Source organism: Marvinbryantia formatexigens DSM 14469 (assembly GCF_025148285.1).
Taxonomy (GTDB): Bacteria; Bacillota; Clostridia; order Lachnospirales; family Lachnospiraceae; genus Marvinbryantia; species Marvinbryantia formatexigens.
On record NZ_CP102268.1, the window covers coordinates 3,476,284 to 3,502,234 of the forward strand.

Sequence of the window (25,951 nt, forward strand, 5' to 3'; positions counted from 1 at the left end):
ACAGCCGCCTCCTTCCCTGCATTTTTCATTTCTTCATAATCTTACATCTTTTTTTATAGAAAGCGGCTCCGTAACAGATAACCTCTGCATAATTCTCTTTAAATTCTTCTGCATACTTCTTTTCATCTATCTGTGAAATTGCTTTTTCACACTCCTTTTCCAGGTCTTCCAGCTTCTTTGCATATTTTACTTCAAATACAGCCACACGGTCTCCCGCGTAGTCCTGTACTACAATATCGCTTCTGCCATCCCCATGTTCCCGGTTGGATTCCACCACATATCCGGCGCCCGCAAAAATCCCGGCAAAAAAAGCATGATAGAAGTCTTCTCTGTAATCATAATAGCTTATGGTTCTGCGGAGCAGCTTCGTGATCTCTGCGGTTGCTTTTTCTGCATCCCCATTCCAGACAGACGCAAACAATGCTTTTCTGTCTATCTGCTGTGTGCTTTCCATAAACCATTTTTTAATAACCGTTTCAAAGATTTCTCTGACCTCTTTATTGGGAATTTTCATGGCATAGCTTCCCTGGGGCAGCTCTTCTTCCCATCTGCCGTCCTTTGTGCGTGTCAGATATCCGGTAAGATACAGGATACTCCACAGATTATCTTCTGTGGAATGCAGATAGTCATAGGTGATTTCTTCCTGAATATTCTCAACAATACATCCGCCCGACAGCAGGGTTTCCAGCTTCTGCGTAATTGCAGGTCCGGAATAGTCAATAAAAGAACGAATGATCTCATTTCCGCTTGAATTTTTCCAATAGCCGACCGGCTTTGCTTCGGAATCAATCAGCAGACTATTCACATGGTTTACCACATCCCACGGACAATATACATCCATGTTTCCAAAACGATAGCCATCGTACCACTCCCGCATTTCATCCGTATGGTCCGTCAATCCGGTATCCTCCAGAAGCTTATCCACCTCATTCTGCGAAAAGCCGAAAAATTCATCATAGCGGTTATCTAAAATGGTATCTATCGTAAAATTGTTTACTCCTGTGAAGATACTTTCTTTTGCAATTCTCAGACAGCCTGTGATTACTGCAAATTTAAGACAACTGTTATCCTTTAGCGCAGTGCTTAAAATTCCCCGGATCATATCAAGCATTTCATTGTAATAACCATTTGTATTTGCTTTTGCAACAGGAACGTCATACTCATCAAGCAAAAGAATCACAGGCTTGCCGTAATAGTCTTTCAGCATACGCATTAAGATGCTTAATGCTCTGCTTATCTGTCCGATACTTGCTTTTTCAGTCTTAATCAGTGAAAAAACTTCTTCATCATCCTTATTCACGAAATCGTTTTTTAACAAATAATCGTATTTTTTAAATAAATCTGCAAACTGTCCCTGAAGTCTTTCATAAGCAACAGGAAAATCAAGTCCGTCAACATCCTTAAATGAAAAGAAAATGGTCGGATACCGATTCATCCATTCTTCACATAATTCTTTATTCTCCGAAATTTTCAATCCATCAAATAGCATCCTGCTGTTTTCACTGATATCAAAAAAATGAGCAAGCATACTCATTCCTAATGTTTTTCCAAAACGACGCGGGCGGGTAAACAAGGTCACCTTTGTCCCTGTGGTATTCAGCAGTTCTTCAATCAAACCTGTCTTATCAATATAGTAACTGCCTTCCTGTCTTATTTCACTGAAGTCTGAAATGCCCACAGGCATCATGATTTTGCGCTTCATTTTCTCACACCCTTTCTATCATGTTTCTATTCTGATTATAACCCAAAATGGCGGCTTTGTACATAGCTGCTATTTTAAAAAAGAAATTGAAATGTTGATGGAAATGTGATACCGTATAAGGATAAGGAATGTGGGAGCAAGTCCCTTTCGTGAGTCGGATTTTATGCAGATTGGCGGATGGGTCTGCGAAACAGCAGCGTGTGGGAGACTAATCTTCGGGAGACAGAACAGATAGATGAGAAGAAAAGGACTTTGGAAGAACATATCGTACATGGCCATTTCCGGGATGCTTGCGGTTTCACTGCCGGCGGCAGCGATACAGACGCCGGTGTCCGCCGAGGAGAAGACGGCGCAGGGGACAGAGAGGAAGGCGTCGGAGGAGAAGGCGGCGCAGGCGAGCGCACCCCAGACAGAGGCACCGCAGGCGAGTGCGGCGCAGGCGAGCGCGTCCCAGACAGAGGCAGTGCAGGCGAGTGTGGCGCAGGCGAGCGCGTCCCAGACAGAGGCAGTGCAGGCGAGTGTGGTGCAGGCGAGCGCGCCTCAGACGGAGGCGGTGCAGGTGAGCGCGCCTCAGACGGAGGCACCGCAGACGAGTGCGCCCCAGACGGAGGCACCGCAGACGAATCCGCCCCAGACGGAGGCACCGCAGACGAGTGCGCCCCAGACGGAGCCGCCGCAGACGAATCCGCCCCAGACGGAACCGCCACAGACGAATCCGCCTCAGACGGAACCGCCGCAGACAAATCCGCCTCAGACAGAGACGCCGGGCGCCGGAACAGAAGGCACAGGGAATCCGTCAGAGACGGAAACGGGCGCGCCTGTCACAGAACCGGAGACAGAAGCGGCTTCCGGTACGGAAAATGGCGGGGCAGCGGAAGGAACGGAAGGACCCGGAGAGGGACAGACCGGAACCGATACCGATACCGGGACAGAAGCCGTATCCGGCACGGAAACGGAATCCGGGTCAGAAACAGAATCCGAGTCTGAGTCGGAGTCCGAATCGGAGAGTGAAAGCGAGGACCATTCGCAGATGAACGCCAACTGGGAGACCAATATCATCGCCAGCAACGCGGCATGGCTTGGTCAGTTGTCCGGTACCTACGGTATCAGCTTTTCCTGTGATTTCGGCAGTCTCTGCAGCCGGGTGGAAGCAGAATTTGCCCAGACGCTCTCGGACCCGGAAAATTTTCATGCATCCAACTGGAAGGATGTTTTTGCGGTATTTGTCTATGAGCTGAAGCAGCGGACCGGCTCCGCCAGTATATCGGAGGATTCGTATGCGCTTCTGCTGGAAATATTCACGGAAATGAACGAGCCGGAGCACAGTGCGGACGGAGAAGCGGGACCGGACATTTCCGAAGTATTTGTGGAGGAATATCCGATTGAGGAAGCGCTTGCGGAAATAGACGCGCAGGAGGAGCTGCTGCTGGCTGGATGGAATACCGGGACGGGCACTCTGGAGGAATTTATGCGCGAATCCATAAAGGAACGGGCAGAACAGAAGAGAGAGGCGCTGCGTGAGGAAAAACAGGCGCAGATGGACCGGGCGCGCTATGAAAAATGGCTGCGTCTGCGGCAGGAGAGCGTTCTGCAGACGGACGACCAGAGCGAGCAGAGCTATTTGGTGTCAGAGCTTGTTCCGGCAGCGGCGGCGGACTATGTGCGCAGAAACGGCATCGGCAGTGCGGGAGCAGCGGAGATAGAATCCTATGCCTCGACGCAGTGTCTGCAGCTCTGTGCAATCGCCAGCGCAGCCCCGCAGATCGTGCGTGCGGCGGTCGGCGATGATGTCTCGGAGGCGCGCGTGCGAATCGTGACGGCGGCGTACAGCCTGGTCGGAAAGGTCGGCTACTTCTGGGGCGGCAAGTCCTTCGTGTTCGGCTGGGACGACCGGTGGGGCACTCCCGCAAAGGTGACGGCGGACGGAAGCACCTCGACCGGCATGACAAGAGGCTATGGATTGGATTGCAGCGGTTTTACGCTGTACTGCTATTACAATGGTCTGGGCGGTTCTGATGCGGGTATTGGCGGTCACACGACCAGCCAGTGGAACGCGTCCGTGATGGTCGACCAGATTAACGCGCAGCCCGGCGACCTGGTATTTTACGGCGGTCCGGAGCGCGGCGATATGAATCATGTCGGGCTGGTGGTTGGAAAATCGGCGGACGGCGGTCTGATTGTCGCACATTGTTCCTCCAGCCAGAACGGCGTGGTCGTGGGCGAGGCGTGGAGCTCCGGTTTCCGGTATGTGCGGACGGTGCCTGGTCTGCAGTAAACTTTTATCGAAATAATACATTATACTGATGCTTTTAAATCATGATTCTGGAGCGGGTTTTTTGTTGACAAACAAAAAGCCCGCTGTTATCATTTTTTCAGAACAAAGGCGTTCTTACAAAAGGGTGAAGAATGCCTTTTTCTGCTTTAAAGAAGAAGGAGTGGATTTAAGGATGGGATATACGAAACAGGATGTAATCAGAATGGTGCAGGAGGAGGACGTGGAGTTTATCCGCCTGCAGTTTACCGATATTTTCGGAACCTTTAAAAATATCGCGATTACGGCGAGCCAGCTTGAGCGGGCGCTGGACAATAAGTGTATGTTTGATGGCTCGTCGATTGAGGGCTTTGTGCGCATAGAGGAGTCGGATATGTACCTTCACCCCGACCTGGATACCTTTGTGATTTTTCCGTGGAGACCGCAGCAGGGAAAGGTGGCGCGGTTAATCTGTGATATTTACCGCCAGGACGGCACGATATTTGAGGGGGACCCGCGCTATGTGCTGAAGCGCGTTGTGAAAGAGGCGGAGGAAATGGGCTACCAGTTTGATGTGGGACCGGAGTGCGAGTTTTTCCTGTATCACACGGACGACAACGGACAGCCGACAACGATTACGCACGAGAAAGCTGGATATTTTGACCTCGGACCGGTTGACCTGGGAGAAAATGCGAGACGTGACATGGTGCTGACGCTGGAGACGATGGGCTTTGAGATTGAATCGTCTCATCACGAAATGGCGCCGGCGCAGCATGAAATAGATTTCCGCTATGACGACGCTCTGAAAACGGCGGACAACATTATGACCTTTAAGCTGACGGTGAAAACGATCGCAAAACGGCACGGTCTGCACGCAACCTTCATGCCGAAGCCGAAAACGGGCATCAACGGGTCTGGGATGCATATTAATATGTCTCTTTCCAGAGACGGAAAAAATATTTTTGCAGATCCGGACGACGAAGTGGGTCTGAGCAGGGAGGCTTATTATTTTATCGGCGGACTGATGAAGCATATCCGCTGTATGACGGCAATCACAAATCCGCTTGTCAATTCCTACAAGCGCCTGGTGCCGGGTTTTGAGGCGCCGGTCTATGTGGCGTGGTCGGCGCATAACCGTTCGCCGCTGATACGGATTCCCAGTATCCGCACAGAGGGAACGCGGATCGAGCTGCGCTGTCCGGATCCGTCCAGCAATCCGTATCTGGTACTGGCGGTCTGCCTTGCCGCCGGACTGGACGGTATCAAAAATCAGATTATGCCGCCTGCCAAGGTGGAACGCAATATTTTTGAAATGACGGATGCGGAGCGGGCGGAGCTTGGAATCGCGACCCTGCCGGAAAATCTGCTGGATGCGATTGAGGCGATGGAGAGCGATGACTTTATATGCCAGGTGCTCGGAAAGCATATTACGGACAATTACTGCCGGGCAAAGCGCAGCGAATGGGCCGAGTACAGCAGAAACGTTACGGAGTGGGAACTGGAACAGTATCTTTACCGGATTTAAGTCCTGTTTTTATACGGAAATAAAAACAGGGGGTGGAGAGATTGGTAAGTATCATTGTGGTGTTCCCGAAGGCGGAGGATGCGAAAAACATCCGCAATATTCTTGTCCGCAGCGGATACCGGGTGGCTGCCGTCTGCACCAGCGGTGCGCAGGTTCTGCAGGTCGCTGACCGTATCGGGGAGGGTATTGTTGTGTGCGGCTACAAATTTTCCGATGTGATGTACAGCGATCTGCTGGCGGACCTTCCGGAGAGCTTTGAGATGCTGCTGATTGCTTCCCGCAGTGTCCTGGAGCTGTGCGATGACCGGGGAATCGTCTGCCTGGAGCTTCCGCTGAAGATTCATGACCTTGCAAATACGCTGGAAATGATGATGGGAAATCTTCTGCGGCGGAAAAAGAGGAAAAAGCTGCAGCCGAAGGTGCGATCGGAGGAGGAAATCAGGCTGATTGCCGATGCAAAGCGGCTTCTGATGGAACGCAACAGCATGACGGAGGAGGAAGCACACCGCTATATGCAGAAATGCAGCATGGACAGCGGGACAAATATTGTGGAAACGGCGCAGATGGTGTTTGCGCTGATGAAGTATTAAGCGGCAGGACTGCAAAAGGCATCTCTGGACAGGCATAACAGGATGCTGCAGCCATTATTTATCAGGAGGAGGAATACATGAAGTTTACGAAAATGCATGGAATCGGAAACGATTATGTTTATGTGAACTGCTTTAAGGAGACGGTGGAGGATCCGGAGAAAACGGCAATCCTGGTCAGTGACCGTCATTTCGGAATCGGCTCCGACGGTCTGATTCTGATTAAGCCGTCGTCGGTTGCGGATGGGAAAATGGAAATGTACAACGCGGACGGCTCCCAGGGAGCAATGTGCGGCAACGGTATCCGCTGCGTGGCGAAATATATGTACGATTACGGGATTACGGATAAAACCAGCATCAGCGTGGAGACGAAGAGCGGTATAAAATACCTTGACCTCACGGTGGAGAATGGAAAGGTCTCTGCTGTCAGGGTGAATATGGGCTCTCCGGTTCTGCAGGCGGCCGCCATACCGGCAGTTTCTGAAAAGGAGACGGTGATTGACGAGCCGGTGACGGTGAACGGCAGAGAGTGGCGGCTTACCTGTGTTTCTATGGGCAATCCGCACGCTGTGACCTATGTGGAGGATGTGAAGCATCTGGATATTGAGAAAATCGGCCCGGAGTTTGAGCATCATCCGATGTTTCCGGACAGGGTGAATACGGAATTTGCGCATGTGATTGACCGCCATACAGTGGAAATGCGCGTGTGGGAGCGCGGCTCCGGCGAGACGCTTGCCTGCGGTACCGGGGCGTGCGCGACGGCGGTTGCCTCTGTCCTGAATGGCTATACGGAGGATGAGGTGACGGTGAAGCTTCTGGGCGGCGACCTGAAAATTTTCTGGGACAGAAAGGAAAATAATGTTTACATGACCGGAAGTGCGACGACGGTATTTGACGGGGAAATTGCACTCTGACGTCATGCATTAAGAAGGCGGGAATGCCGGGAAGCTGTTTAAAAAGGACAGCGGAGACGGCAGAACAGGAATGGATTCATACAGGGAAAAGGAGACGGGAATATGGCAAAGGTAAATGATAATTATTTGAAGCTGCCGGGCAGCTATCTGTTTTCTACAATCGGCAAAAAGGTAGCCGCGTATTCGGCGGCAAATCCGGATAAGAAAATCATCCGCCTGGGGATTGGCGATGTGACGCAGCCGCTGGCGCCGGCAATTATCACGGCGCTGCACGGCGCGGTGGACGAGATGGCGCACGCGGAGACGTTTCATGGCTATGCGCCGGATCTGGGCTATGAGTTTTTAAGAAATGCGATTGCGAAAAACGATTACGTCGACCGCGGCTGTGATATTTCTGCGGACGAGATTTTTGTGTCGGACGGTGCAAAGTGCGATTCGGCAAATATCCAGGAAATTTTCAGCCTGGATAATAAGATTGCGGTCTGCGACCCCGTATATCCGGTATACGTGGATTCTAATGTGATGGCGGGCAGGACCGGGACCTGGAATCCGCAGACGGAAACCTGGAGCGATGTGATTTATATGCCGTGTACGGCGGAAAATAATTTTGCGCCGGAGCTGCCCTCCCGGACGCCGGATCTGATTTATCTGTGCTTCCCGAACAATCCGACCGGCTCCACCATCACGAAGGAGGAGCTGCAGGTCTGGGTGGACTATGCAAATAGCGTAGGTGCGATTATTATTTACGATGCCGCCTACGAGGCATATATTTCGGAAGAGGATGTGCCGCATTCCATCTATGAGTGCGAGGGCGCGCGCACCTGTGCGATCGAGCTGCGCAGCTTCTCGAAAAATGCCGGTTTCACCGGCGTGCGCCTTGGCTTCACGGTCGTTCCGAAGGAGCTGAAGGCGGGCGATACCTTCCTGCATCCGCTGTGGGCGCGGCGCCACGGCACAAAATACAACGGCGCACCCTATATTGTGCAGCGCGCGGGCGAGGCGGTTTACTCCCCGGAGGGAAAGGCGCAGCTCAGGGAGCAGGTAGCGTATTATATGAAAAATGCCGCCGCGATTTATGATGGACTGAGCGAGATGGGCTATACGGTATCCGGCGGCATCAACGCGCCGTATATCTGGCTGAAGACACCGGATGATATGACCTCATGGGAATTTTTCGATTACCTTCTTGAAAAGGCAAACGTTGTCGGAACGCCCGGCTCCGGCTTCGGACCGAGCGGGGAAGGGTACTTCAGGCTCACCGCCTTTGGCAGCTACGAAAACACCGTGGCGGCGCTTGAACGGATCAGAAGGATGTAAAAAACAGGGAATGAAGTTTTTCGCTGGTATTAACTGAAAACGTATCTGCTTGGCTGACAGGGCTTCCCGGAGCTGCAGAAACAGGCTCCGGGGAAATATTTACTGGCAGAGTTTCTCAATGGCTTCTTCTTTGGTCGGCACAAAGAAGAAACTTCTGCCGTGATTGCTCTCGTAGATAAAATCATGGAGCGGTTTGCTGGTGTAGCCGGAGTAATCGCCGACAAAGGCTGCGCGGATACCATAATTTGTGAATTTCTGGAGGATTTCCCCGGCAAGCCCTGTGCTGAGGATGAAGAAATCACCGCATACGGATGCCTTGTCCAGAATTATGGAAGTGCATCCGGTTTCGTATTTTACAGTAGCAGCAAGGTCCAAAGCACTCTGCACGTCTGTAATCAAAAGTTCTTTTTCCGGAATCCATGCAATGTGGGTTCCGTTCTTTTCTAATTGTTGAATTGTCATCTTTATAGTCTCCTTTTTAAAATTTTCGATAAAAAAAGACCACATGAGCAAAGAAAATCTTTACCGATGTGGTCTTAAATATAAATCTATTTGCCAGCCACACGGATACAGCACAAGAAGCGTCCATATCCGTGAATGAGATTCATGGATAGAACGCTAACGATCTGCCGCTTCCTTTAAGTTGGTGAATAGACTCCTGTACATACTGTTTACCTGCCTTTTTCCGTATGTCCATTAACTTATCATAGCTGTCTGGAATTGTCAACAGGATATGGTAAACGAAAAGCAGACTATGAGGTGTGTGATTTTATAGGGAAAATCAATGGAAATCGCGCGAAATTAAAATATAATTCAAAAATATTGTACCAATTGGACAGGGCTATACGATGTGGAAGTGATGTAAGCGCAGTGCTTATGATGAACGTGGTATTTTGTTTATTTAATTGGTTTTCACTATATCACTTTGGTGATATAAATATCTCGAAAACAATTGACTTACTATCACTTTGGTGATATAATTACGGTGAAGGAATGGAGGTTGGGAAAATGGGTAAACTGATTACGATATATCACGGTTCGGAAAAAAATGTGGAGCAGCCGGTTTTTGGCGAAGGCAAGAAGAATAACGATTTTGGACTTGGCTTTTACTGTACGGTAAGTGAGGAACTTGCAAAAGAATGGGCGGTATCTTCTTTACGTGATGGATTTTCCAATCGCTATACGCTGGATACCGAATATTTGAACATTTTAAATTTGAATAGTCCTGATTATACAATTCTTAACTGGATTGCCGTCTTGGTGGAACATCGCCTGTTTTCGATAAAAACCCCTGTGGCAAGACGAGCAAAGCGATATTTGATTGATAATTTCAGTGTTAATGTAAATGCCTATGACTTGATTACAGGTTACCGCGCGGATGATTCTTATTTTGATTATGCAGAGTCGTTTCTTAATAACGGTATTTCTGTAGAACAACTTGCATGTGCCATGCGACTTGGAAAGCTGGGGGAACAAATCGTTATTAAGTCAAAGTTTGCCTTTTCCAGGCTGAAATATGAAGGTTTTGATGTTGCAGAGAAGGACCTGTACTATGTTCTTCGCAAAGCCAGAGATGATGAAGCTAATCAGTTGTATCTGGAGATGCTTGAAGAGGAGAGTGATGGACTGTACATTCAGGATATTATGAGAGGAGGCATTAAGAACGATGACTCGCGCATACCAAGAAATATATCTGAGTAAGGCACAAGCGGTGATGGGAGATGCCTTTGATTATGCAGTCAATACTTGCGCTATTCCTGGAACAGATTTTGTGAAACTGTTTATTGCAAGTTCTGTGAGCAAGCGAATGGAAAATGGGGAACCTGCTTATCTTGCAGGTAAAAGCGGCATTGAAATCGTTCGGGAGATCGTTGCAGAAACCAGAGGACAAGAGCTTCAAATAGAACCGCAAGAGCATTTTGGACGCTCAAAGGAATACTGGATTGGTTGGGCTGTTGCTTATTACCAGTGGTATTCAGGCAGGAAGTATTGCGATATTTTTAAGGTCCTTTCTTTTGAGGATTTGCAAAAAATGTACTACACTCTCCACGAAGCGGATATCACAAAATTTGTTGACATTGTGGATTCAAAAATAAAAGAGTATTTTTCTGAAACTAATTTAAAGCGCATTCGTACAGCATATGGATTTACTCAGGCAGAATTAGCGGAACGTTCCGGTGTTAGCCTTCGTTCGATTCAAATGTATGAACAGCGAAACAAAAACATCAACAAAGCAAGTGCGGATTCAATGTACAGCCTTGCTAGGGCTTTGGGCTGCACAATGGAGGATTTGATTGAGCGATAATCAAAATTTATGGAATAAAATCTATGTTTATAAGCATCTATCAGAAGATTTATGTCCCAGGCTTGCCACATTTTGCTTATTTTGTGACAAATTTAATAATCTCAGAGCAAAATTTATTATCAGCAAATCGCGGCAAAACGGGGCAGAATACAGCATTTTAGAAGGATTTTTGTTTATGATAAAAGTATTATTTGTCTGCCACGGCAGGAAGCAAAGTGTAGGCTGCTTGGCGGCTTTTAGCGGCTAAACTGCGGCAAATCGGTGCAATAGGACTGGTGGGGTACTACGGTTTTACTACGATTGAGGAAACCAAAATCAGAAGTGTGAAATAATGGTCTGGGAAATGGAAAATTGGTATCTTCCGGACTTCTGCACTGTTCCGATAAGTGAAAAATATTATTCCGATACCGTTGATATTGTTCCGATAATAGGATATACTACTGGTTGAAGTGAGGTGTAGATTTATGTACATGACAGTGAAACAAGCAGCAGAGAAATGGGGGATTTCAGATAGAAGAGTTCGTATATTATGTTCAGAGGGGAAGATTCCGGGTGTTACCCGCGAAGGGCGCAGTTGGAAAATTCCTGCAGATGCGAAGAAACCGGAGGACGGTAGGTATAAAACAGCAGAGAGTCTGCTTGCAATGATTGATAGGAAAAAAATCGAGCTGGATTCCCGACGACCTTTGACAGCGGGAGAGGTGGAAAGGCTGACAGAGGAATTTGTAGTTGAATACACTTACAATTCCAATGCGATAGAGGGAAACACGCTGACTTTGCGAGAGACAGATATGGTTCTGCGTGGTTTGACGATTGATCAGAAGCCGTTGAAAGATCATATGGAAGCGGTCGGACATAAGGAAGCTTTTGACTTTATACAGGATTTGGTAAAAGCTCAGGTACCATTATCAGAGAGCATTATCAAGCAGATTCATTATTTGGTGTTGGCTGATAAAAGGGATGACCGAGGCGTTTACAGAAGAGTTCCGGTAAGAATTATGGGTGCAAAGCATGAACCAGTGCAGCCATATCTGATACAGCCTAAGATGGAGCAGTTGCTAGAGTCTTATAGAAACAGTACAGAGCATATCATTCCACGGCTTGCACGGTTTCATATTGAGTTTGAGGGTATCCATCCTTTCATCGACGGAAATGGTCGGACAGGACGGCTGCTTGTGAATCTGGAATTGATGAAAGACGGGTATCCTCCAATAGATATTAAGTTTACAGATCGGGTTGCTTATTATAATGCGTTTGATGAATATCATGTAAATCATAATCTGGATGCGATGGAAAAGTTGTTTGCCGGGTATGTGAATACAAGGTTGGACAGCTATCTGGCAATGTTGGAAGAATGAAAGTATTATGGAGATGTGGGAATGTTTGTTTCAGAATATTTTGGCTTAGACGATGAATTGGACAAAATGGGGGTATTTGATTGTGTTCTAGACAATGACAGTAGGTTTTTTATTAATCTTATGCGTTTGAAAGTATCTGATGTACCCGAGTTCAAAGATGCATATCAGCGAATAAATGATTACTTTAGTGAAATAGCGACACTTCTTAATGCCTCTGATTCAAAAGAGGACAAACTTTACAAAACAGCATTTAAACGATTTAAACCTTTAGAAATAAATGGTATAAATCTTGGGTTCTCTGAAAGTAAACATGGTGCGGCTTTTGGGGAAAAACTGAGAAGGCAGGTTATAAGCGATGCATTCGATATTGTAAAAAAGGGCATACTATATCCAGAAATTTTCCAGTTGGTTAGCCTTTTTGAAGAAAATATTGGTCCAGACAGATTGAGCGATATGATTTCAACCATTATTTATCCTGATATAGTAACATATACAAAAAGAATTCAGCGAGAACTTAAACTGAATAAAGAAAACTATCCTGATTGTATATTCCGAGAAGATGGTCTTATTGTGAATCCATATAAAGGTTGTGAAATTTTGTTTCTGCCTATAGATATTTTACATGAGCTTCCAATAGCGCAGTGTTGGGACGATATTGATCGAGTAGTTTCGGAAAACGAAAATATTCGCAGAGAAATAAATGAAGCGATTGGGCAGGAATGGAGTAGATGGTATGCAAGGGATAAAAAAGCGTATTTGAAGGAATATATATTTAAAGATCCGGAAAGGTGTTCTCGTGTTATTGAGGGGTATAAGAAATCTGAAATAGAAAAATATGATCTTAATCTGGACATTGATTATTTTGTGGAAAAATTGATTAAAGTTATGAAAAAGGCGGGAATACATTTTGTTGTTGAAAATGCCAAGAGAAAAGATAGCTTTGAAGCAGCGATAGATGTATTAAATATTTTTAAAGAATGGATCGAATATAATAAAGGTTGGGATACTATTCAAAGTGCGGAAAGCAAGAAAAGAGAAAAAATTATTCAGAGACTTGTTCATTTGGGGGCTAAGAATTATATATCTGCTAATGATTTAGACATTAGTTTTGAGCCAGATGCAGGTAGAGGGCCAGTAGATTTTAAGGTTAGTAGGGGCGGTGATAAAACAATTGTTGAGATTAAATTGTCTACTAATGATCAATATTTACATGGTTATGAAGAACAGGTTGAAGAGTATAGCAGGGCAGAGTGTACGGATAAGATGATTTATGTTTTTATTGATTTAGGAAATCCAGGAAGGTTAAAAAAGCTTACGAATATTCATGATGCAAATATTAAAAATGACAAAAAAGTACCAGAATTGTTATTGATTGATTCGACGGCAAAAGCGGCGGCAAGTACATATTCAAAATAAGATATTGCGCAGTTTGTGCATAGAAGTCATGTTGAGTGCGTGGTATTGATGTCACGGGTTGAAAAATAACGAACTAAAAAAATGTAGAAAACAAAGGGTTTCCGGGAGTTGGGACTGTTTGGACAACGGTTCCGGCTCCCGGATTTTTTGCGGTTGAGAGGAGTGTGGGAACTGGTCAACGGTAAAATTGGCGGATAGTTGAGTGGACAGAATGGATATTAGGGGTGTTGAGTTGACAGGTTGGATAAATGGTATGCTGAGTTGATAGCATTGTTAAAAGGCAAATGCACGTTGTTCCTTCGGCGGAATCAACGTGCATTTCACATCGTATTCATTAAATCAAGTAGGAGCCGCTTCTGCGCATCCATATCATCATATCATCACCTGCCCATCTGTATCTATTCTGATTCCCAAAACGGTGCTATAATAGTCACAATCGGTAGATACAACATTTCCCGAAAAGGACATATACGCTCATAGTATGGTAGACTAATGGGGAAAGCTATTCAGCAGGAGGGTTTAACTATGGGGAAACATTTATTTGAGCGTCTGGCTCGTGAACGGAATATTACAGTAGAAGAAATGCGGGCGATTATTTCTGCCCGCATTGAGAAAGGATGGAATGACCCTGATCCGGAGAAAAGGGCGCAATGGAGGAAAATACCTTGTGAGGGCGAAATTCCCACGCCAGATGAATGGCTGCGGTATGCTGTTGAGAAACTGCAGGAGGAAGGTCGAGAGGATTTATTACGGTGGTATCTAACTTATAATAAAGTATGATACGATAACATTGATTTTTTAAATTACCGTGTCATGGGAGCCGAAGGAAGCATGGTGATGGATGAAACGGTCATGGCTGCGGCTATGGATACATGGCTGGTTGAAACTCCTGACGATGAGATTCTGCTTTCCATTTATGACGAGTACATTAATGGAACAACTTATGAAAAAAATCTGGAGACCTTCGGAAAAGTGAGCTATGATGCGCCTGCCTCAATCAGCATTTATACAGACAGCTTTGAGGATAAGGAAGCTGTGTCCCAGTGTATTGAAAATTACAATAAAACAGTGGATGAGGACAGTCGGATCAGCTACACCGACTATGTAGAACTTTTGACTTCTTCCCTTACCTCTATAGTAGATGTGATTTCCTATGTGCTGATCGCGTTTGTTGCCGTATCGCTGATCGTGTCCTGCATTATGATCGGTATTATTACTCATATTTCCGTTATGGAGCGCACGAAGGAGATCGGTATTCTGCGGGCAATGGGTGCATCAAAACGTAATATTTCGGAAGTGTTCAATGCGGAAACTTTCTTGATTGGCCTTTGTGCAGGTGTGCTTGGCATAGCGATTTCTGCATTGCTGACTATCCCGATCAATGCAGTTCTCCAGAGTCTGCTTGGAGCAACGAACCTCAGTGTGTCTCTGCCAATTAACTACGCAGTTGTTTTGATTGTGCTCAGCATGATTATTACTGTTATCGGCGGTTTACTTCCGGCGAAAAAGGCAGCGAAGAAAGACCCTGTGATTGCTCTGCGTACAGAATAAATGTGTAATTCAGTTTGGGAGACTTCATTATGAGGCCTCCCAAACTGGAGCTCTTTAATATAGAGATTGAAAATGGTGATGTTATCCTTGACAATTTAAGATTAGCGTGCTAACATTATTGCAGAAAGGAGGTCTGCTAAATGGAAGATAGTGTATGTGGTATGCTAATCAAACAAATTAACAGCGAGCTGGAAAAAAATGCAAATAATATGCTCCGCAAGGATGATCTGACAGTATCGCAAATCGGCGCTTTGATGGAACTTGACGAAAGCATTGAAAAGCAGATGGAATTAAAAGAACTGGAAGAGGTGCTGCATATTGCAAAACCTACAGTGGTAGGAATCGTAAAGCGGCTGGAGGATAAAGGATTTGTCATAAGTACCCGAAGCATACAGGATAAACGGATTCGAATCATACAGCTCACTCCTTTGGGAGAGGAATGTTGCCGCAGGGCGAAAGAACGTATGGAACAAGCCGAAATGGCATTGACTTCCTCTCTGACAGAAACAGAGCGGCGTATTTTAATTACACTTTTGCAGAAGGTTCGCAATTCATTTTAGATTTAAGCGGATGACAGCCAATATAAATAATACCGCCAAATGGCGGTATTATAAAACGCATAACATTAGCTTGCTAATATTAGCAAGCTAACACACAGACCATAAAGGAGGAAGCAAAATGACTAAAATTTTCAGGTATTTCAATCGAAAGCAATGGCTTTATGTCGCCGCCAGTATCCTTTTTATTGTGATTCAGGTATGGCTGGACTTAAAGCTCCCAGATTATATGTCCGGTATCACAACGCTTGTGCAGACAGAGGGAAGTGCTATGTCGGACATCTTGATACAAGGCGGATATATGCTGATGTGTGCTCTCGGCAGTATGGTGGCCTCAATTATTGTAGGTTTCTTTGCTGCCAGAGTTGCGGCGGGACTTGCGCAAACCTTGCGGAATTGTGTTTATGACAAGACGATGGATTTTTCTATGGAGGAGATTGATCGGTTTTCTACTGCCAGCCTCATAAACCGGACGACAAATGATGTAACTCAAATTCAAAATCTGGTAGCTATGGGGTTACAGGCGATCATGAAAGCACCCATTCTGGCAGTATGGGCAGTTGTCAAGATTGCGGGAAAAAGCTGGCAATGGACGGCGGCCACTGTTGTAGCGGTATTTGTGCTGGTGGTTGCCCTTGCTGTCACACTGATTTTTGCGCTGCCTCGCTTCCAGCGTATTCAAGGGTTGACAGATAACCTGAACCGGGTTACCAGAGAGCAGCTTACCGGAATCCGTGTGGTGCGGGCTTATAATGCAGAGGGCTATCAGGAAAAGAAATTTGCAGTTGCCAATGACGAACTGACTTCCACAAATTTGGCTGCAAATCGTGTCATGGCGATGATGTCACCAACCATGACTCTGATCAACTCAGGATTGACACTTGCCGTTTACTGGATCGGCGCTTATTTGATAGAGGCAGCAAGCCTTACCGACAAGTTGGGGATTTTCTCGGATATGGTGGTCTTTTCTAACTATGCCATGCAGGTCATTTTGGCATTTATGATGCTGAATATGATTTTTGTGTTGTTGCCCCGTGCGCAGGTATCCGCAAGGCGTATCTGTGAAGTACTTGATACGGAAAATCACATTTATGATGGTGCAGGAGTAAAGGCTGAAAAATGCGGAACGGTAGAATTTCGTCATGTATCTTTCCGGTATCCGGGCGCTGCGGCTGATACATTGACCGACATCAGCTTTACGGCAAGGGCTGGCGAAACAATCGCATTGATCGGTGCCACAGGCAGTGGAAAAACCACTCTGATTAATTTGATTCCCAGATTTTATGATGTGGCCGAAGGTCAGGTCTTAGTGGATGTCGCAGATGTGCGGGAATACAAACAGGAGGAACTGCACAATCGAATCGGTTATGTTTCGCAAAAGGCGGTGCTGTTCTCTGGTACGGTAGCTTCCAATGTGGCCTATGGGGAAAGAGGACATGGAACTGTCTCAGACGGAGAAATCAAAGAGGCGGTTGCTATCGCGCAGAGCACGGATTTTGTAGAAAAGATGGAAGGAACCTACGATGCCCCGATTGCACAAAGCGGCACAAATGTGTCCGGCGGTCAGAAGCAGAGGCTTTCTATTGCCAGAGCAGTTGCAAGAAAACCGGAAATCCTAATTTTTGATGATTCCTTTTCTGCATTGGATTACAAAACTGACCGGGCATTACGAAAAGCGCTAAACGAAAGCACGGCACAGACAACAAAGCTGATTGTGGCGCAGCGTATTGGAACTATCCGTCATGCAGACCAAATTATTGTGTTGGAGCATGGAAGGATTGTAGGAAAAGGAACCCACGAGGAACTGCTAAAAACCTGTGTGACCTATCAGGAAATTGCAAGCTCACAGCTTTCAAAGGAGGAATTAAACAATGGCTGAGAAAATCGCAAGGAATCACCAAAACAGTCCTGGTATTCCCGGAGGCATGGGAACCGGTGAAAAAAGTAAGAACTTGAAAAAGGCGTATGCTGATTTTATTCATTATCTTGGAAGGTATAAATGGAGCATTCTGGCAGCGGCTATTTTCTCTGTCGCAGGCGCTATCTTGAACCTGATTGGCCCGAATAAACTCAGTGAAGTAACGGATCTGATTACGGAGGGTCTATCCGGTTCCATTCAGCTTTCTGCTGTGGTACAGATTGCCTCCCTATTGGCTGTCCTGTATGCGTTTGGGTTTCTGCTCAATTATGCGCAGGGCTTCATTATGGCGACTGTTTCCCAACGAATCACGCAGAATATGCGCCGTGATATTTCGACAAAAATCAATAAGCTGCCTCTAAGATATTTTGATTCTCATTCAACAGGCGATGTATTGAGCCGTGTTACCAATGATGTGGATACTGTGGGCCAGACCATGAACCAAAGTTTTTCCACATTGGTTTCTTCGCTCTCTCTATTGATTGGTTCTGTCCTGATGATGTTCCTGACAAACTGGATTATGGCAGTTACCGGAATTATTGCAGCGCTGATTGGGTTTTCTGGTATTCTGTTCATTATTTCAAAATCTCAGAAATATTTTACCGAGCAGCAACAGGAACTTGGAAGTTTAAATGGTCAGGTAGAGGAAACTTACAGCGGTTTTACCGTTGTTAAAGCATACAACGGAGGAAGAAAAGCAAAAGAAGAGTTCCATCAGCGCAGCAGCCGTTTGTATGCCTGTGCATGGAAGAGTCAATTTCTCTCTGGTCTGATGATGCCATTTATGATCTTCATCGGTAATTTTGCGTATGTGGTGGTATGTATTGTGGGTGCCGTCCTTGCTGTGCAGGGTTCTATTTCTTTCGGTACAATCGTGGCATTTATGCTGTATATCCGGTTGTTTACGCAGCCGTTGCAGAATATTTCTCAGGCATTGTCCAGCGTACAGAGTATGGCTGCTTCCTGTGAGCGTGTATTTGAGTTTCTGGCTGAAAAAGAAATGGAGGATGAAAGCTACAAAAAAGTAGAACTGTGCAGTGTAAAGGGAGATGTTATCTTTGACCATGTTAAATTCGGGTATGATCCGGGCAAAACCATCATCAACGACTTTTCCAGCCGTGTGAAAGCAGGACAGAAAATTGCCATTGTCGGGCCTACCGGAGCTGGAAAGACAACGATGGTAAACCTGCTGATGCGGTTCTATGAGTTGAATGGCGGTACAATCACCATAGATGGGACGCCGATCAACGAACTGAAAAGAGAGAACATCCATAATTTGTTTGGTATGGTGCTTCAAGACACATGGATGTTTAAAGGAACACTTCGTGAAAACCTTGTTTACAGCAAAACCGGTGTAACGGATAAAAAACTGGACGAGGTCTGTGCGGCTACGGGACTGACGGGCCTTGTAAAGCGTCTGCCGGATGGTTATGATACAGTACTTGGTGATAATGCCAGTCTTTCTGCCGGACAGAAGCAGTTGATCACGATTGCCCGCGCCATGATAGAGGATGCTCCCCTGCTGATTCTGGACGAAGCAACCAGTTCCGTGGATACCCGTACTGAGCAGAAAGTGCAAAAAGCGATGGACTCGCTGACGGAGGGACGTACCAGCTTTGTGATCGCTCACAGGCTGTCTACGATAAAAAATGCTGACTGTATCCTTGTTATGAAGGATGGAGATATTATCGAGAGTGGCAGTCATGAGGAGCTTCTTGAAAAAAGCGGATTTTACGCAGATTTGTATAACAGCCAGTTTGAGCAGGCGTCGTAATGATAGATTATTGCGGGTAATAAAGACGGGAGGCATATATGGATATTAAGAAACCAAAAGCGGTAATCGGAACAAATTCTTGGGGCGGTGCGGTAGCGGCAAAAGTGTTCCGTGGCAGTAGTGTCGATGACCAGACTTTGAAGGATACCATAGCCGCAGCAAAAGAAAAGGGGCTGCTGATTTTTGACCTTGCTCAGGTTTACGGACTTGGAAAGGCACAAAAGAAAATAGGGGCATTTGGCACAGAAGGTATTATCATTTCTGCAAAGTTTACCCCGCAATCTAAATATACACCAGAGCAGGTTCGCAAATCTCTGGAACGGGATCTGGCAGAGTTTAAGCGGGGTTATGTGGACATTTATTGGTTGCACCGTCCGGTTGACACAGAGAGAAACCTTGCCGAGATGATAGAATTGTACCACGAGGAAAAGATTCATTATATTGGCGTATCCAATTTCTCATTGGAAGAATGTAAACAGGCAAAGGCGTTTTTAGACAGTGCCGGGGTTCCTCTGTACGGCGTGCAGAACCATTATTCCCTGCTTGACCGAAAATGGGAAGAGGAAGGGGTACTCGGTTGGTGCCATGAGAACGACATTTTATACTGGGGTTGGGCCGTTCTGGAGGAAGGACTGCTGACAGATCCACGCATCAAAAAACAGGCTTCTATTACAAAGCTAATGATGAATGGAAAAAAAGAAAAGCTCACGTTGCTCTACGAACAGATGGAAAAGGTTGCGAAGAATCACCACATTGCGATTCCACAGGTTGCGATTGCATTTTGCGCTGCAAAGGGCGTTGTGCCAATCTGTGGTTGCAGAAAACCTTATCAGGTTGAGCAGCTACATGAAGCGGTAAATACAATGCTTACGAATCAGGAAATGCAGCTCCTTGAGGAAGAAGCTGACAGGGCCAACGTGAAAATATTCAAGTGATCTTTCGCAGAGGATATATATGCGCTGATCTGTATAACAGTCAGCTTGAGCAAATGACATGACGAGGAGGCAAATATTATGGATGAAAACAGAAATTCACTGCCGGGGCAAAAACGAGGTTCCACATGGATTATTGTAATCATTGTCTTTTTTCTGATTACTTTTATCCTGAATATGTTTTCTCTGAGCCGCACCTCCGTGGGCCAGATCCAAATCAGCTATGACCAGTTTCTGGATTTGGTGGAGGGAGACGTTGTGGAACAAGTTTACATGGATGATGACCAGATTCAAATTTACCTAAAAGACGGAGTGGAAGAAACGGATGTAGTCATGATCCTTGGAGGCGGAGATGACTGGGAGAATATCCCGGAGAATATCCCGGAAACTCAATCCATGTCCTTCCGAACCGTGGTCTTCTATACTGGACGGGTAGAGGATTCTAATCTGTCCAACTTCCTCCGGGAAAACGGCGTACATTATTCCAAAGAAATTCCTGAGCAGACTTCTGTCTTTTCTGCGATAGCAAGCTGGATTTTGCCGATTGCTATCATGTATCTGCTGTACTTCCTCGTGATGAAAGCAATGATGAAGCGCATGGGCGGCGGTATTGGTGGTTTCATGGGCGGGATGGGCGGCAACATTGGCAAGTCCAAAGCTAAGGTCTATACGGTGGAGAAAAGCACAGGAGTAACTTTCCGTGATGTGGCCGGACAGGACGAGGCTAAGGAGAGTCTGGAGGAAATGGTGGACTATCTGAAAAATCCGGAGAAATATCGTGCCATTGGTGCACAGCAGCCCAAAGGCGCATTGCTGGTAGGTTTTTGTTTGTTGTGCTGCGATGCCTACGAGCGGAAATGTGATGCCACACAGATCAGGCCAATGCAGTCTGAAAATCCAAGCAGATAGGCAAGTGCGCCATAGCGTGCGCCGAGGGCGTTCTGTTCGCTGGCGTGCCGGTCAATTAACAGCCGGGCTTCCCGCGGCAGATCCATTGCATCCAGATTTTCCAAATACTCATCGGACTTTTTACTGATCTGTTGGGATTCCTCATCATTTTTCACAATTTCGTCCAGTGCATCATTTATCCGAATACTCATCAATTGATACAGCGCGGATTTCGTATCCATATGAATTCCTCCTTTCCCCAGTGACGCATATTACCTCTGAAACGGAAGGATATCAACTTAGGAAATAGATTTTATACCCCCTCAAAATGCCCTCCGAATCTCCGTATGTTGAGGAGGTGGTCACATGGCAAATAAACATTCTGTTGCAGAAAGCGGCAAAACGACAGTGCCGGTTAATGAAAAATATATGCTGACCATAAAAGAGGCATCGGAATATTTCAGCATCGGTGTGAAAAAGATGCGGCGTCTGGCGGAGGACAACCTCGGTCGGTTTGCGGTTTACAGCGGAAACCGCTATCTCATAATACGCACAAAATTTGAGAAATTTATCGAAGAATCTTCTGCGGTCTGATTTCCCTTTATTTGCCGTGGGTAGTTGACTTTCCGGGGTTTTAGAGTGATATATGTCATGACCGAAAAAGGTCGGAAAACCGGGAAAAGGAGGCCATGACATGAAGGAAACAAACCGGATGGCAGACAGCGGAAAAACCGAAATTCCGATTAACGAAAAGTATATGCTGACGATAAAAGAGGCGTCGGAATATTTCAATATTGGAATCAAAAATATGAGAAGGATGGCGGAAGAGAATACTGGCTTCTATGCTGTTTTTTTAGGGAACCGTTATCTGATTGTCCGTAAGAAATTTGAAAAATACATGGATGCATTGACGATGGGAAAGGAGGAAGACGCAGAATGAAGAAACCATCAGCCGGGCAGAAGGATGTTCTGAATCAGGAGGAGGCGATTGTATATTTCAGACTCAGCAGGAGGAAATTCTACAAACTTCTGCAAGAGGGAAAGGATAAGCCTTTCATGGCGATGTACGGCAGCCGCAGGCTGATCATCCGTACTGAATTTGCAAAATATCTGGAGAAACATCCGGAGTTGAGGAGGCGGACATAAATGGCAAAGAGACCAGGCAACCGGCGGGATTCCAAGCATAGGGTTCTCCGCTGTGGAGAATCCATCCGTGCAGACGGAAAATACCAGTTTAAATATCACATCAACGGAAAGCCTCATTTTGTGTACAGTTGGCGGTTGGAACCTACGGATAAACTTCCGTCCGGAAAGAAGCCGTGCCTTTCCCTGCGTGAATTGGAAAAGCAGATCGGCTATGATCTCGATTCGCAGTTAGACCCTGTTGGAAAGAACATAACAGTGACAGAATTGGTGGAGCGATATATCCGAACCAAAACAGGAGTAAGGGATAGTACCCGCGCAGGCTACAGAACCGTGCAGCGCACTTTGGAAAAGGAGTCTTTCGGTGAAAAGAAAATATCCCAGGTAAAGGTATCGGACGCAAAACTGTTCTTGATAAAGCTGCAGAGTGAAGGCAAAGGCTATAGTTCCATTCATTCCATCAGAGGCGTGCTGCGGCCGGCTTTCCAGATGGCTGTAGATGATGATGTGCTGCACAAGAATCCGTTCGGTTTTGAACTGGCTACAGTAATTGTCAACGACAGTGTGACAAGAGAGGCCATTACCAAAGAGCAAATGAGGAAGTTCCTGAAATTCATCCATGATGATAATGTTTACTGTAAGTATTATGAGGTGGTCTACATTCTGTTCCATACCGGGATGCGAATTTCGGAATTTTGCGGTCTGACGCTTAAGGACATTGATCTGGAGAACCGAATTATCAATATCGACCACCAGTTGCTCAGAACATCTGAAATGAAGTATGTGATTGAAGCGACAAAGACAAACGCCGGAACGAGGAAGCTGCCCATGACGGATGATGTGTTCCGCTGCTTTCAGGCGATCATTGAGGACAGGGAGGCACCGAGGCTTGAGAAAATCGTGGACGGGCATACAGGATTCCTTTTCACGGATAAGGACGGAATGCCGCTGGTGGCGATGCATTGGGAACATCGATTCAACCACATGGTCAAGCGGTATAATGATATTTGCCGGGTGCAGATGCCGAACATTACTCCCCATGTCTGCCGCCATACCTATTGCAGCAACATGGCGAAGTCCGGCATGAATCCAAAGACGCTCCAATACCTAATGGGGCATTCTGACATTGGCGTGACGCTGAATACCTACACGCATCTTGGCCTGGAGGATGCTGCGGACGAATTGAAGCGGATGGAAGAACTGGCGGATGCCAGAAAAGAACTGGAGAAGGTTAAGGGAGAGAATCCGGTTTCGCAGAAAATGTTCCGGGCAATTTAATATAGAAAGAACACAGTGGCGCTCTGCTAAGGTACAGATACAATGTGCTTTAGTGGAGCTTTTAATTTGAGGATAAAAAGCAGGTAGCGATAAAGCCGAAATCCTGCTATAATAAGCGATGTGAAGAAAGCAAGTTCTGAAGGAGAGATGATTGAAGTGTCAATGGGAAATTTTGTGGATGAATTTAATATGTGGATGCAGGCTGTGCAACGCGAGTTGCAGGAAAAAAGTATGCGTTCTACGATTATAATATGCGCTGCCACGTTGGATACACAGCTTGAAAAGCTAATAAAAAATATATTGTTACAAGAAAAGAATACGGATGATGATATTTTTGAGGGAGGAAATGCAACACTCTCAACATTCAGCGCAAAAATTACCCTTGCATACTATATGGGATTAATATCTGAGCATGAACGAAAGACTTTGGATTGTATTCGGAAAATTAGAAATAAAGCGGCACATGAAATTGACATTTTGTCCGGGAAAGTATCGGATTCCATAAATAATATGTGACTTAATTTAGAGGTTCCGCAGGGGATGTATATTCCAATTGAACTTTTTTGTGGCAATCCGGGTGAGTGTGACAAAACGTATAACCCAAACGATGAAAAAAATCCGCAAAAAAGATTTGTTAATGCATTTTATTATATGACCCAATATCTTTTCCTCCATAATTTGGAGTATATTGATTTTAAAGTAGAAAAGTATCAGGCACCTAAACCGTTTGAGTTTTTAGAGATGTTCAAAAATATTCTTGTGAATGATAATGAGCAAATATTATTACATCTGAAAAAATGTAAAGAAAAAGCCCAAAAGGATCTTTGCGAATTACAAACTATAATTAAGGATTATGTAAGTGGTGATGTTATTGTTTATAGACAAGAAAATCTCGATTCTAAAGAGAAAATACAGGAGGCAATTGGTATTGTAGGGGATGAACTAAAGGCATTTGAAACAGAAATATCATTGCGGGAAAGTGAAGATGTACCAAAAGATTCTGATTCAGATTATTCACAAACGTGTTATGCAATTCAATCATTAGAGAGATTGATAGAGGCAATGAAAGAGTATCAATAGTATAAACATGCGTTGAACATTTCACATTTGACAAAATGATTGCTAATAACTTCAGTAGTAAAACACCCCGATTCTTACTACGTTTCATGTCCTCAACTTGCCCCGATTTGCCGCATTTTGCTTATTCTGTGACAAATTTAACAGTCTCGGAGCAAAATTTATAATCAGCAAATCGCGGCAAAACGGGGCAGAATACAGCATTTTAGAAGGATTTTTGTTTATGATAAAAGTATTATTTGTCTGCCACGGCAAAAATGAAAGATATGTCTGGGATTACAGGCGGAAAAAGGAATTTCCCAGATCGTCAGCGTGCTGCCGTTTCCGTAGTCAGGTATCGCAGACGGCTCCCCGGAGGAAAGCGCTTTTTGAATGCGGCCCTCACCTGCATTTGTGACGAGCTGATAGATCTGGCAAGCCTGATCCAAAGGGTTAAATTTCCTTTGCTGCGCACACCGCGCGGTATTTTTTTAAATGTAGTGGCGTGCCGGCGTATTTTGCGTTACAATGAAAATAATTATTAAAATTCGGCTGATTAACATTCAAAAGGAGAGACAAAGGTATGATTTTATATTTTTCCGGAACAGGAAACAGTGAATACGTCGCAAAGAGAATCGCTGCGGCGACCGGTGACGGCGTATTAAATCTTTTTCAGAAAATTCGCAGCGGAGATTACGCATCGCTGGATTCAAAACAGCCGTGGGTGGTTGTCACGCCGACCTATGCGTGGCGCATTCCGCGTCTGGTGGCAGACTGGATCGCAAAGACAGAGCTTCGCGGGAGCAGGGAAATCTATTTTGTGATGACCTGCGGCGGAAATATCGGCAATGCCGGACAGTACCTCAAAAAGCTTTGTGCAGAGAAGCGTTTGCAGTATCGGGGCTGCATGGAGGTTGTTATGCCGGAAAATTATATTGCGCTGTTTTCTACGCCGACGCGGGACGAGGCGGAAAAAACAATCCGGGCGGCGCAGGGCGCGATCGCTGCGGCTGCCGCGGCAATCTGTGAATGCAGGTCGTTTCCAGAGCCGAAGATAACCCCGATGGACCGCATAAGCAGCGGCATTGTGAACGATGTTTTTTATCCGATGTTTGTTCATGCGAAGAAATTTTGCGCGACAGACGCCTGTATTTCCTGCGGGCAATGCGTGAAGCTGTGCCCGACGAAAAACATCCGTCTGAGGGACGGCAGACCGGTATGGAAAAACCGGTGCACACATTGCATGGCCTGTATCTGCCGCTGCCCGGCAGAGGCAATCGAGTACGGAAAGCATTCCAGGGGACTGCCGCGCTATGTGTTCCCAAAGAATTTCATGGAACAGGAAGAGAAAAACAATATATGATGGTTTTCCTTGTTGCAGCGGCGGAATTATGATATTCTAATAGAAAACGGTAGGGTTTTGTGAAACGTTAGGTGCGGATAAGCGCCGCAGTGGATGTGAAGGAAAGGACGGAGACA

General features: G+C 45.9%; 28 protein-coding genes. 24 read left to right on the forward strand and 4 right to left on the reverse strand.

Annotated features, from left to right (window positions below; translation table 11 throughout):
- Positions 1–25: 25 nt before the first annotated feature.
- Complete coding sequence (locus tag NQ534_RS16120) at positions 26–1,702, reverse strand: AAA family ATPase (protein WP_006863010.1); 1,677 nt, start codon at positions 1,700–1,702, stop codon at positions 26–28.
- Between the two features lie 298 nt (positions 1,703–2,000).
- On the reverse strand, positions 2,001–2,495 hold the full coding sequence (locus NQ534_RS21915) for a pentapeptide repeat-containing protein (protein ID WP_416389153.1): 495 nt from the start codon (positions 2,493–2,495) through the stop codon (positions 2,001–2,003).
- 1,149 nt (positions 2,496–3,644) lie between these two features.
- Between NQ534_RS21915 and NQ534_RS21920 the strand changes: the two genes are divergently transcribed.
- The 5 genes from NQ534_RS21920 (at position 3,645) to NQ534_RS16145 (ending at position 8,296) form a co-directional block, all read left to right on the forward strand.
- Complete coding sequence (locus tag NQ534_RS21920) at positions 3,645–3,977, forward strand: C40 family peptidase (RefSeq protein WP_416389154.1); 333 nt, start codon at positions 3,645–3,647, stop codon at positions 3,975–3,977.
- A gap of 172 nt (positions 3,978–4,149) precedes the next feature.
- Positions 4,150–5,478: a type I glutamate--ammonia ligase gene (glnA, locus tag NQ534_RS16130; protein WP_040784146.1), complete on the forward strand. Its 1,329-nt coding sequence runs from the start codon at positions 4,150–4,152 to the stop codon at positions 5,476–5,478.
- A 41-nt stretch (positions 5,479–5,519) separates the two neighbouring features.
- Entirely contained in the window at positions 5,520–6,068 is a 549-nt protein-coding gene (locus NQ534_RS16135; RefSeq protein WP_040784142.1) for an ANTAR domain-containing response regulator, read from the forward strand.
- Between the two features lie 77 nt (positions 6,069–6,145).
- Positions 6,146–6,979: a diaminopimelate epimerase gene (gene dapF, locus NQ534_RS16140; protein ID WP_006863006.1), complete on the forward strand. Its 834-nt coding sequence runs from the start codon at positions 6,146–6,148 to the stop codon at positions 6,977–6,979.
- Positions 6,980–7,081: 102 nt separating this feature from the next.
- A complete protein-coding gene (locus NQ534_RS16145; RefSeq protein WP_006863005.1) occupies positions 7,082–8,296 on the forward strand; it encodes an LL-diaminopimelate aminotransferase in 1,215 nt (404 codons plus the stop codon).
- Positions 8,297–8,395: 99 nt separating this feature from the next.
- Here NQ534_RS16145 and NQ534_RS16150 read toward each other — a convergent pair whose 3' ends face one another.
- Positions 8,396–8,758: a DUF4180 domain-containing protein gene (locus NQ534_RS16150; protein ID WP_040784139.1), complete on the reverse strand. Its 363-nt coding sequence runs from the start codon at positions 8,756–8,758 to the stop codon at positions 8,396–8,398.
- Between the two features lie 546 nt (positions 8,759–9,304).
- Here NQ534_RS16150 and NQ534_RS16155 point away from each other — a divergent pair.
- From NQ534_RS16155 to NQ534_RS21445, 12 genes are all read left to right on the forward strand, one after another.
- The gene (locus NQ534_RS16155; protein WP_050778340.1) at positions 9,305–9,997 is read left to right on the forward strand and encodes a DUF3990 domain-containing protein; all 693 of its coding nucleotides are present in this window, start codon (positions 9,305–9,307) and stop codon (positions 9,995–9,997) included.
- On the forward strand, positions 9,963–10,601 hold the full coding sequence (locus NQ534_RS16160; protein WP_006863002.1) for a helix-turn-helix domain-containing protein: 639 nt from the start codon (positions 9,963–9,965) through the stop codon (positions 10,599–10,601). Before NQ534_RS16155 ends, NQ534_RS16160 begins: the two co-directional genes overlap by 35 nt.
- Positions 10,591–10,848 carry a hypothetical protein gene (locus tag NQ534_RS16165; RefSeq protein WP_006863001.1) on the forward strand — a complete coding sequence of 86 codons (258 nt, stop codon included), beginning with the start codon at positions 10,591–10,593 and terminating at the stop codon, positions 10,846–10,848. The genes NQ534_RS16160 and NQ534_RS16165 overlap by 11 nt, the downstream gene beginning before the upstream one ends.
- A gap of 217 nt (positions 10,849–11,065) precedes the next feature.
- A complete protein-coding gene (locus tag NQ534_RS16170) occupies positions 11,066–11,959 on the forward strand; it encodes a Fic family protein (protein ID WP_006863000.1) in 894 nt (297 codons plus the stop codon).
- Between the two features lie 21 nt (positions 11,960–11,980).
- On the forward strand, positions 11,981–13,375 hold the full coding sequence (locus NQ534_RS16175) for a DUF8370 family protein (RefSeq protein ID WP_006862999.1): 1,395 nt from the start codon (positions 11,981–11,983) through the stop codon (positions 13,373–13,375).
- Between the two features lie 525 nt (positions 13,376–13,900).
- Complete coding sequence (locus NQ534_RS16180; RefSeq protein ID WP_040784137.1) at positions 13,901–14,155, forward strand: hypothetical protein; 255 nt, start codon at positions 13,901–13,903, stop codon at positions 14,153–14,155.
- Positions 14,156–14,212: 57 nt separating this feature from the next.
- On the forward strand, positions 14,213–14,926 hold the full coding sequence (locus NQ534_RS16185) for an ABC transporter permease (protein WP_040784135.1): 714 nt from the start codon (positions 14,213–14,215) through the stop codon (positions 14,924–14,926).
- Positions 14,927–15,066: 140 nt separating this feature from the next.
- Positions 15,067–15,486 (forward strand): MarR family winged helix-turn-helix transcriptional regulator, encoded by a 420-nt coding sequence (locus NQ534_RS16190; protein WP_006862996.1) that lies wholly within the window; start codon positions 15,067–15,069, stop codon positions 15,484–15,486.
- 118 nt (positions 15,487–15,604) lie between these two features.
- Positions 15,605–17,362, forward strand: coding sequence for an ABC transporter ATP-binding protein (locus NQ534_RS16195; RefSeq protein ID WP_260042784.1), 1,758 nt, complete (start codon positions 15,605–15,607; stop codon positions 17,360–17,362).
- Positions 17,355–19,175, forward strand: a complete 1,821-nt coding sequence (locus NQ534_RS16200) for an ABC transporter ATP-binding protein (protein WP_260042785.1) — start codon at positions 17,355–17,357, stop codon at positions 19,173–19,175. Before NQ534_RS16195 ends, NQ534_RS16200 begins: the two co-directional genes overlap by 8 nt.
- A 38-nt stretch (positions 19,176–19,213) precedes the next feature.
- The gene (locus tag NQ534_RS16205) at positions 19,214–20,110 is read left to right on the forward strand and encodes an aldo/keto reductase (RefSeq protein ID WP_006864561.1); all 897 of its coding nucleotides are present in this window, start codon (positions 19,214–19,216) and stop codon (positions 20,108–20,110) included.
- A gap of 78 nt (positions 20,111–20,188) precedes the next feature.
- Complete coding sequence (locus NQ534_RS21445; RefSeq protein ID WP_006864560.1) at positions 20,189–21,016, forward strand: ATP-dependent metallopeptidase FtsH/Yme1/Tma family protein; 828 nt, start codon at positions 20,189–20,191, stop codon at positions 21,014–21,016.
- Here the strand turns inward: NQ534_RS21445 and NQ534_RS16220 are convergent.
- Complete coding sequence (locus NQ534_RS16220) at positions 20,953–21,237, reverse strand: hypothetical protein (protein ID WP_040785588.1); 285 nt, start codon at positions 21,235–21,237, stop codon at positions 20,953–20,955. The genes NQ534_RS21445 and NQ534_RS16220 overlap by 64 nt on opposite strands.
- 124 nt (positions 21,238–21,361) lie before the next feature.
- Between NQ534_RS16220 and NQ534_RS16225 the strand changes: the two genes are divergently transcribed.
- The 7 genes from NQ534_RS16225 to NQ534_RS16255 all read left to right on the forward strand — a co-directional run bounded on the left by NQ534_RS16225 (position 21,362) and on the right by NQ534_RS16255 (position 25,835).
- Positions 21,362–21,589 carry an excisionase gene (locus NQ534_RS16225; RefSeq protein WP_006864559.1) on the forward strand — a complete coding sequence of 76 codons (228 nt, stop codon included), beginning with the start codon at positions 21,362–21,364 and terminating at the stop codon, positions 21,587–21,589.
- Positions 21,590–21,689: 100 nt separating this feature from the next.
- Positions 21,690–21,935: an excisionase gene (locus tag NQ534_RS16230; protein ID WP_006864558.1), complete on the forward strand. Its 246-nt coding sequence runs from the start codon at positions 21,690–21,692 to the stop codon at positions 21,933–21,935.
- Positions 21,932–22,141 (forward strand): helix-turn-helix domain-containing protein, encoded by a 210-nt coding sequence (locus tag NQ534_RS16235; protein ID WP_006864557.1) that lies wholly within the window; start codon positions 21,932–21,934, stop codon positions 22,139–22,141. The genes NQ534_RS16230 and NQ534_RS16235 overlap by 4 nt, the downstream gene beginning before the upstream one ends.
- A complete protein-coding gene (locus NQ534_RS16240; protein WP_006864556.1) occupies positions 22,142–23,416 on the forward strand; it encodes a site-specific integrase in 1,275 nt (424 codons plus the stop codon).
- 147 nt (positions 23,417–23,563) lie between these two features.
- Positions 23,564–23,932, forward strand: coding sequence for a DUF4145 domain-containing protein (locus NQ534_RS16245; RefSeq protein ID WP_050778394.1), 369 nt, complete (start codon positions 23,564–23,566; stop codon positions 23,930–23,932).
- Between the two features lie 24 nt (positions 23,933–23,956).
- Positions 23,957–24,496: a hypothetical protein gene (locus NQ534_RS16250; protein WP_006864554.1), complete on the forward strand. Its 540-nt coding sequence runs from the start codon at positions 23,957–23,959 to the stop codon at positions 24,494–24,496.
- Between the two features lie 559 nt (positions 24,497–25,055).
- Positions 25,056–25,835 (forward strand): EFR1 family ferrodoxin, encoded by a 780-nt coding sequence (locus NQ534_RS16255; protein WP_006864551.1) that lies wholly within the window; start codon positions 25,056–25,058, stop codon positions 25,833–25,835.
- The last annotated feature ends 116 nt before the right edge of the window (positions 25,836–25,951 follow it).

Excerpts from the sequence above, each read along its gene's own strand:
- NQ534_RS16160 (WP_006863002.1), top strand. The coding sequence starts at position 9,963 with ATGACTCGCGCATACCAAGAAATATATCTGAGTAAGGCACAAGCGGTG.
- NQ534_RS16175 (WP_006862999.1), top strand. The coding sequence starts at position 11,981 with ATGTTTGTTTCAGAATATTTTGGCTTAGACGATGAATTGGACAAAATG.
- NQ534_RS21920 (WP_416389154.1), top strand. The coding sequence starts at position 3,645 with ATGACAAGAGGCTATGGATTGGATTGCAGCGGTTTTACGCTGTACTGC.
- NQ534_RS16150 (WP_040784139.1), bottom strand. The coding sequence starts at position 8,758 with ATGACAATTCAACAATTAGAAAAGAACGGAACCCACATTGCATGGATT.
- NQ534_RS16180 (WP_040784137.1), top strand. The coding sequence starts at position 13,901 with ATGGGGAAACATTTATTTGAGCGTCTGGCTCGTGAACGGAATATTACA.
- NQ534_RS16200 (WP_260042785.1), top strand. The coding sequence starts at position 17,355 with ATGGCTGAGAAAATCGCAAGGAATCACCAAAACAGTCCTGGTATTCCC.
- NQ534_RS16145 (WP_006863005.1), top strand. The coding sequence starts at position 7,082 with ATGGCAAAGGTAAATGATAATTATTTGAAGCTGCCGGGCAGCTATCTG.
- NQ534_RS16170 (WP_006863000.1), top strand. The coding sequence starts at position 11,066 with ATGTACATGACAGTGAAACAAGCAGCAGAGAAATGGGGGATTTCAGAT.
- NQ534_RS16255 (WP_006864551.1), top strand. The coding sequence starts at position 25,056 with ATGATTTTATATTTTTCCGGAACAGGAAACAGTGAATACGTCGCAAAG.
- NQ534_RS16220 (WP_040785588.1), bottom strand. The coding sequence starts at position 21,237 with ATGGATACGAAATCCGCGCTGTATCAATTGATGAGTATTCGGATAAAT.
- NQ534_RS16195 (WP_260042784.1), top strand. The coding sequence starts at position 15,605 with ATGACTAAAATTTTCAGGTATTTCAATCGAAAGCAATGGCTTTATGTC.
- dapF (WP_006863006.1), top strand. The coding sequence starts at position 6,146 with ATGAAGTTTACGAAAATGCATGGAATCGGAAACGATTATGTTTATGTG.
- NQ534_RS16155 (WP_050778340.1), top strand. The coding sequence starts at position 9,305 with ATGGGTAAACTGATTACGATATATCACGGTTCGGAAAAAAATGTGGAG.
- NQ534_RS16120 (WP_006863010.1), bottom strand. The coding sequence starts at position 1,702 with ATGAAGCGCAAAATCATGATGCCTGTGGGCATTTCAGACTTCAGTGAA.
- NQ534_RS21445 (WP_006864560.1), top strand. The coding sequence starts at position 20,189 with ATGGATGAAAACAGAAATTCACTGCCGGGGCAAAAACGAGGTTCCACA.
- NQ534_RS16190 (WP_006862996.1), top strand. The coding sequence starts at position 15,067 with ATGGAAGATAGTGTATGTGGTATGCTAATCAAACAAATTAACAGCGAG.
- NQ534_RS16185 (WP_040784135.1), top strand. The coding sequence starts at position 14,213 with ATGGATGAAACGGTCATGGCTGCGGCTATGGATACATGGCTGGTTGAA.
- NQ534_RS16230 (WP_006864558.1), top strand. The coding sequence starts at position 21,690 with ATGAAGGAAACAAACCGGATGGCAGACAGCGGAAAAACCGAAATTCCG.
- NQ534_RS16250 (WP_006864554.1), top strand. The coding sequence starts at position 23,957 with ATGTATATTCCAATTGAACTTTTTTGTGGCAATCCGGGTGAGTGTGAC.
- glnA (WP_040784146.1), top strand. The coding sequence starts at position 4,150 with ATGGGATATACGAAACAGGATGTAATCAGAATGGTGCAGGAGGAGGAC.
- NQ534_RS16240 (WP_006864556.1), top strand. The coding sequence starts at position 22,142 with ATGGCAAAGAGACCAGGCAACCGGCGGGATTCCAAGCATAGGGTTCTC.
- NQ534_RS16225 (WP_006864559.1), top strand. The coding sequence starts at position 21,362 with ATGGCAAATAAACATTCTGTTGCAGAAAGCGGCAAAACGACAGTGCCG.
- NQ534_RS16245 (WP_050778394.1), top strand. The coding sequence starts at position 23,564 with ATGATTGAAGTGTCAATGGGAAATTTTGTGGATGAATTTAATATGTGG.
- NQ534_RS16235 (WP_006864557.1), top strand. The coding sequence starts at position 21,932 with ATGAAGAAACCATCAGCCGGGCAGAAGGATGTTCTGAATCAGGAGGAG.
- NQ534_RS16205 (WP_006864561.1), top strand. The coding sequence starts at position 19,214 with ATGGATATTAAGAAACCAAAAGCGGTAATCGGAACAAATTCTTGGGGC.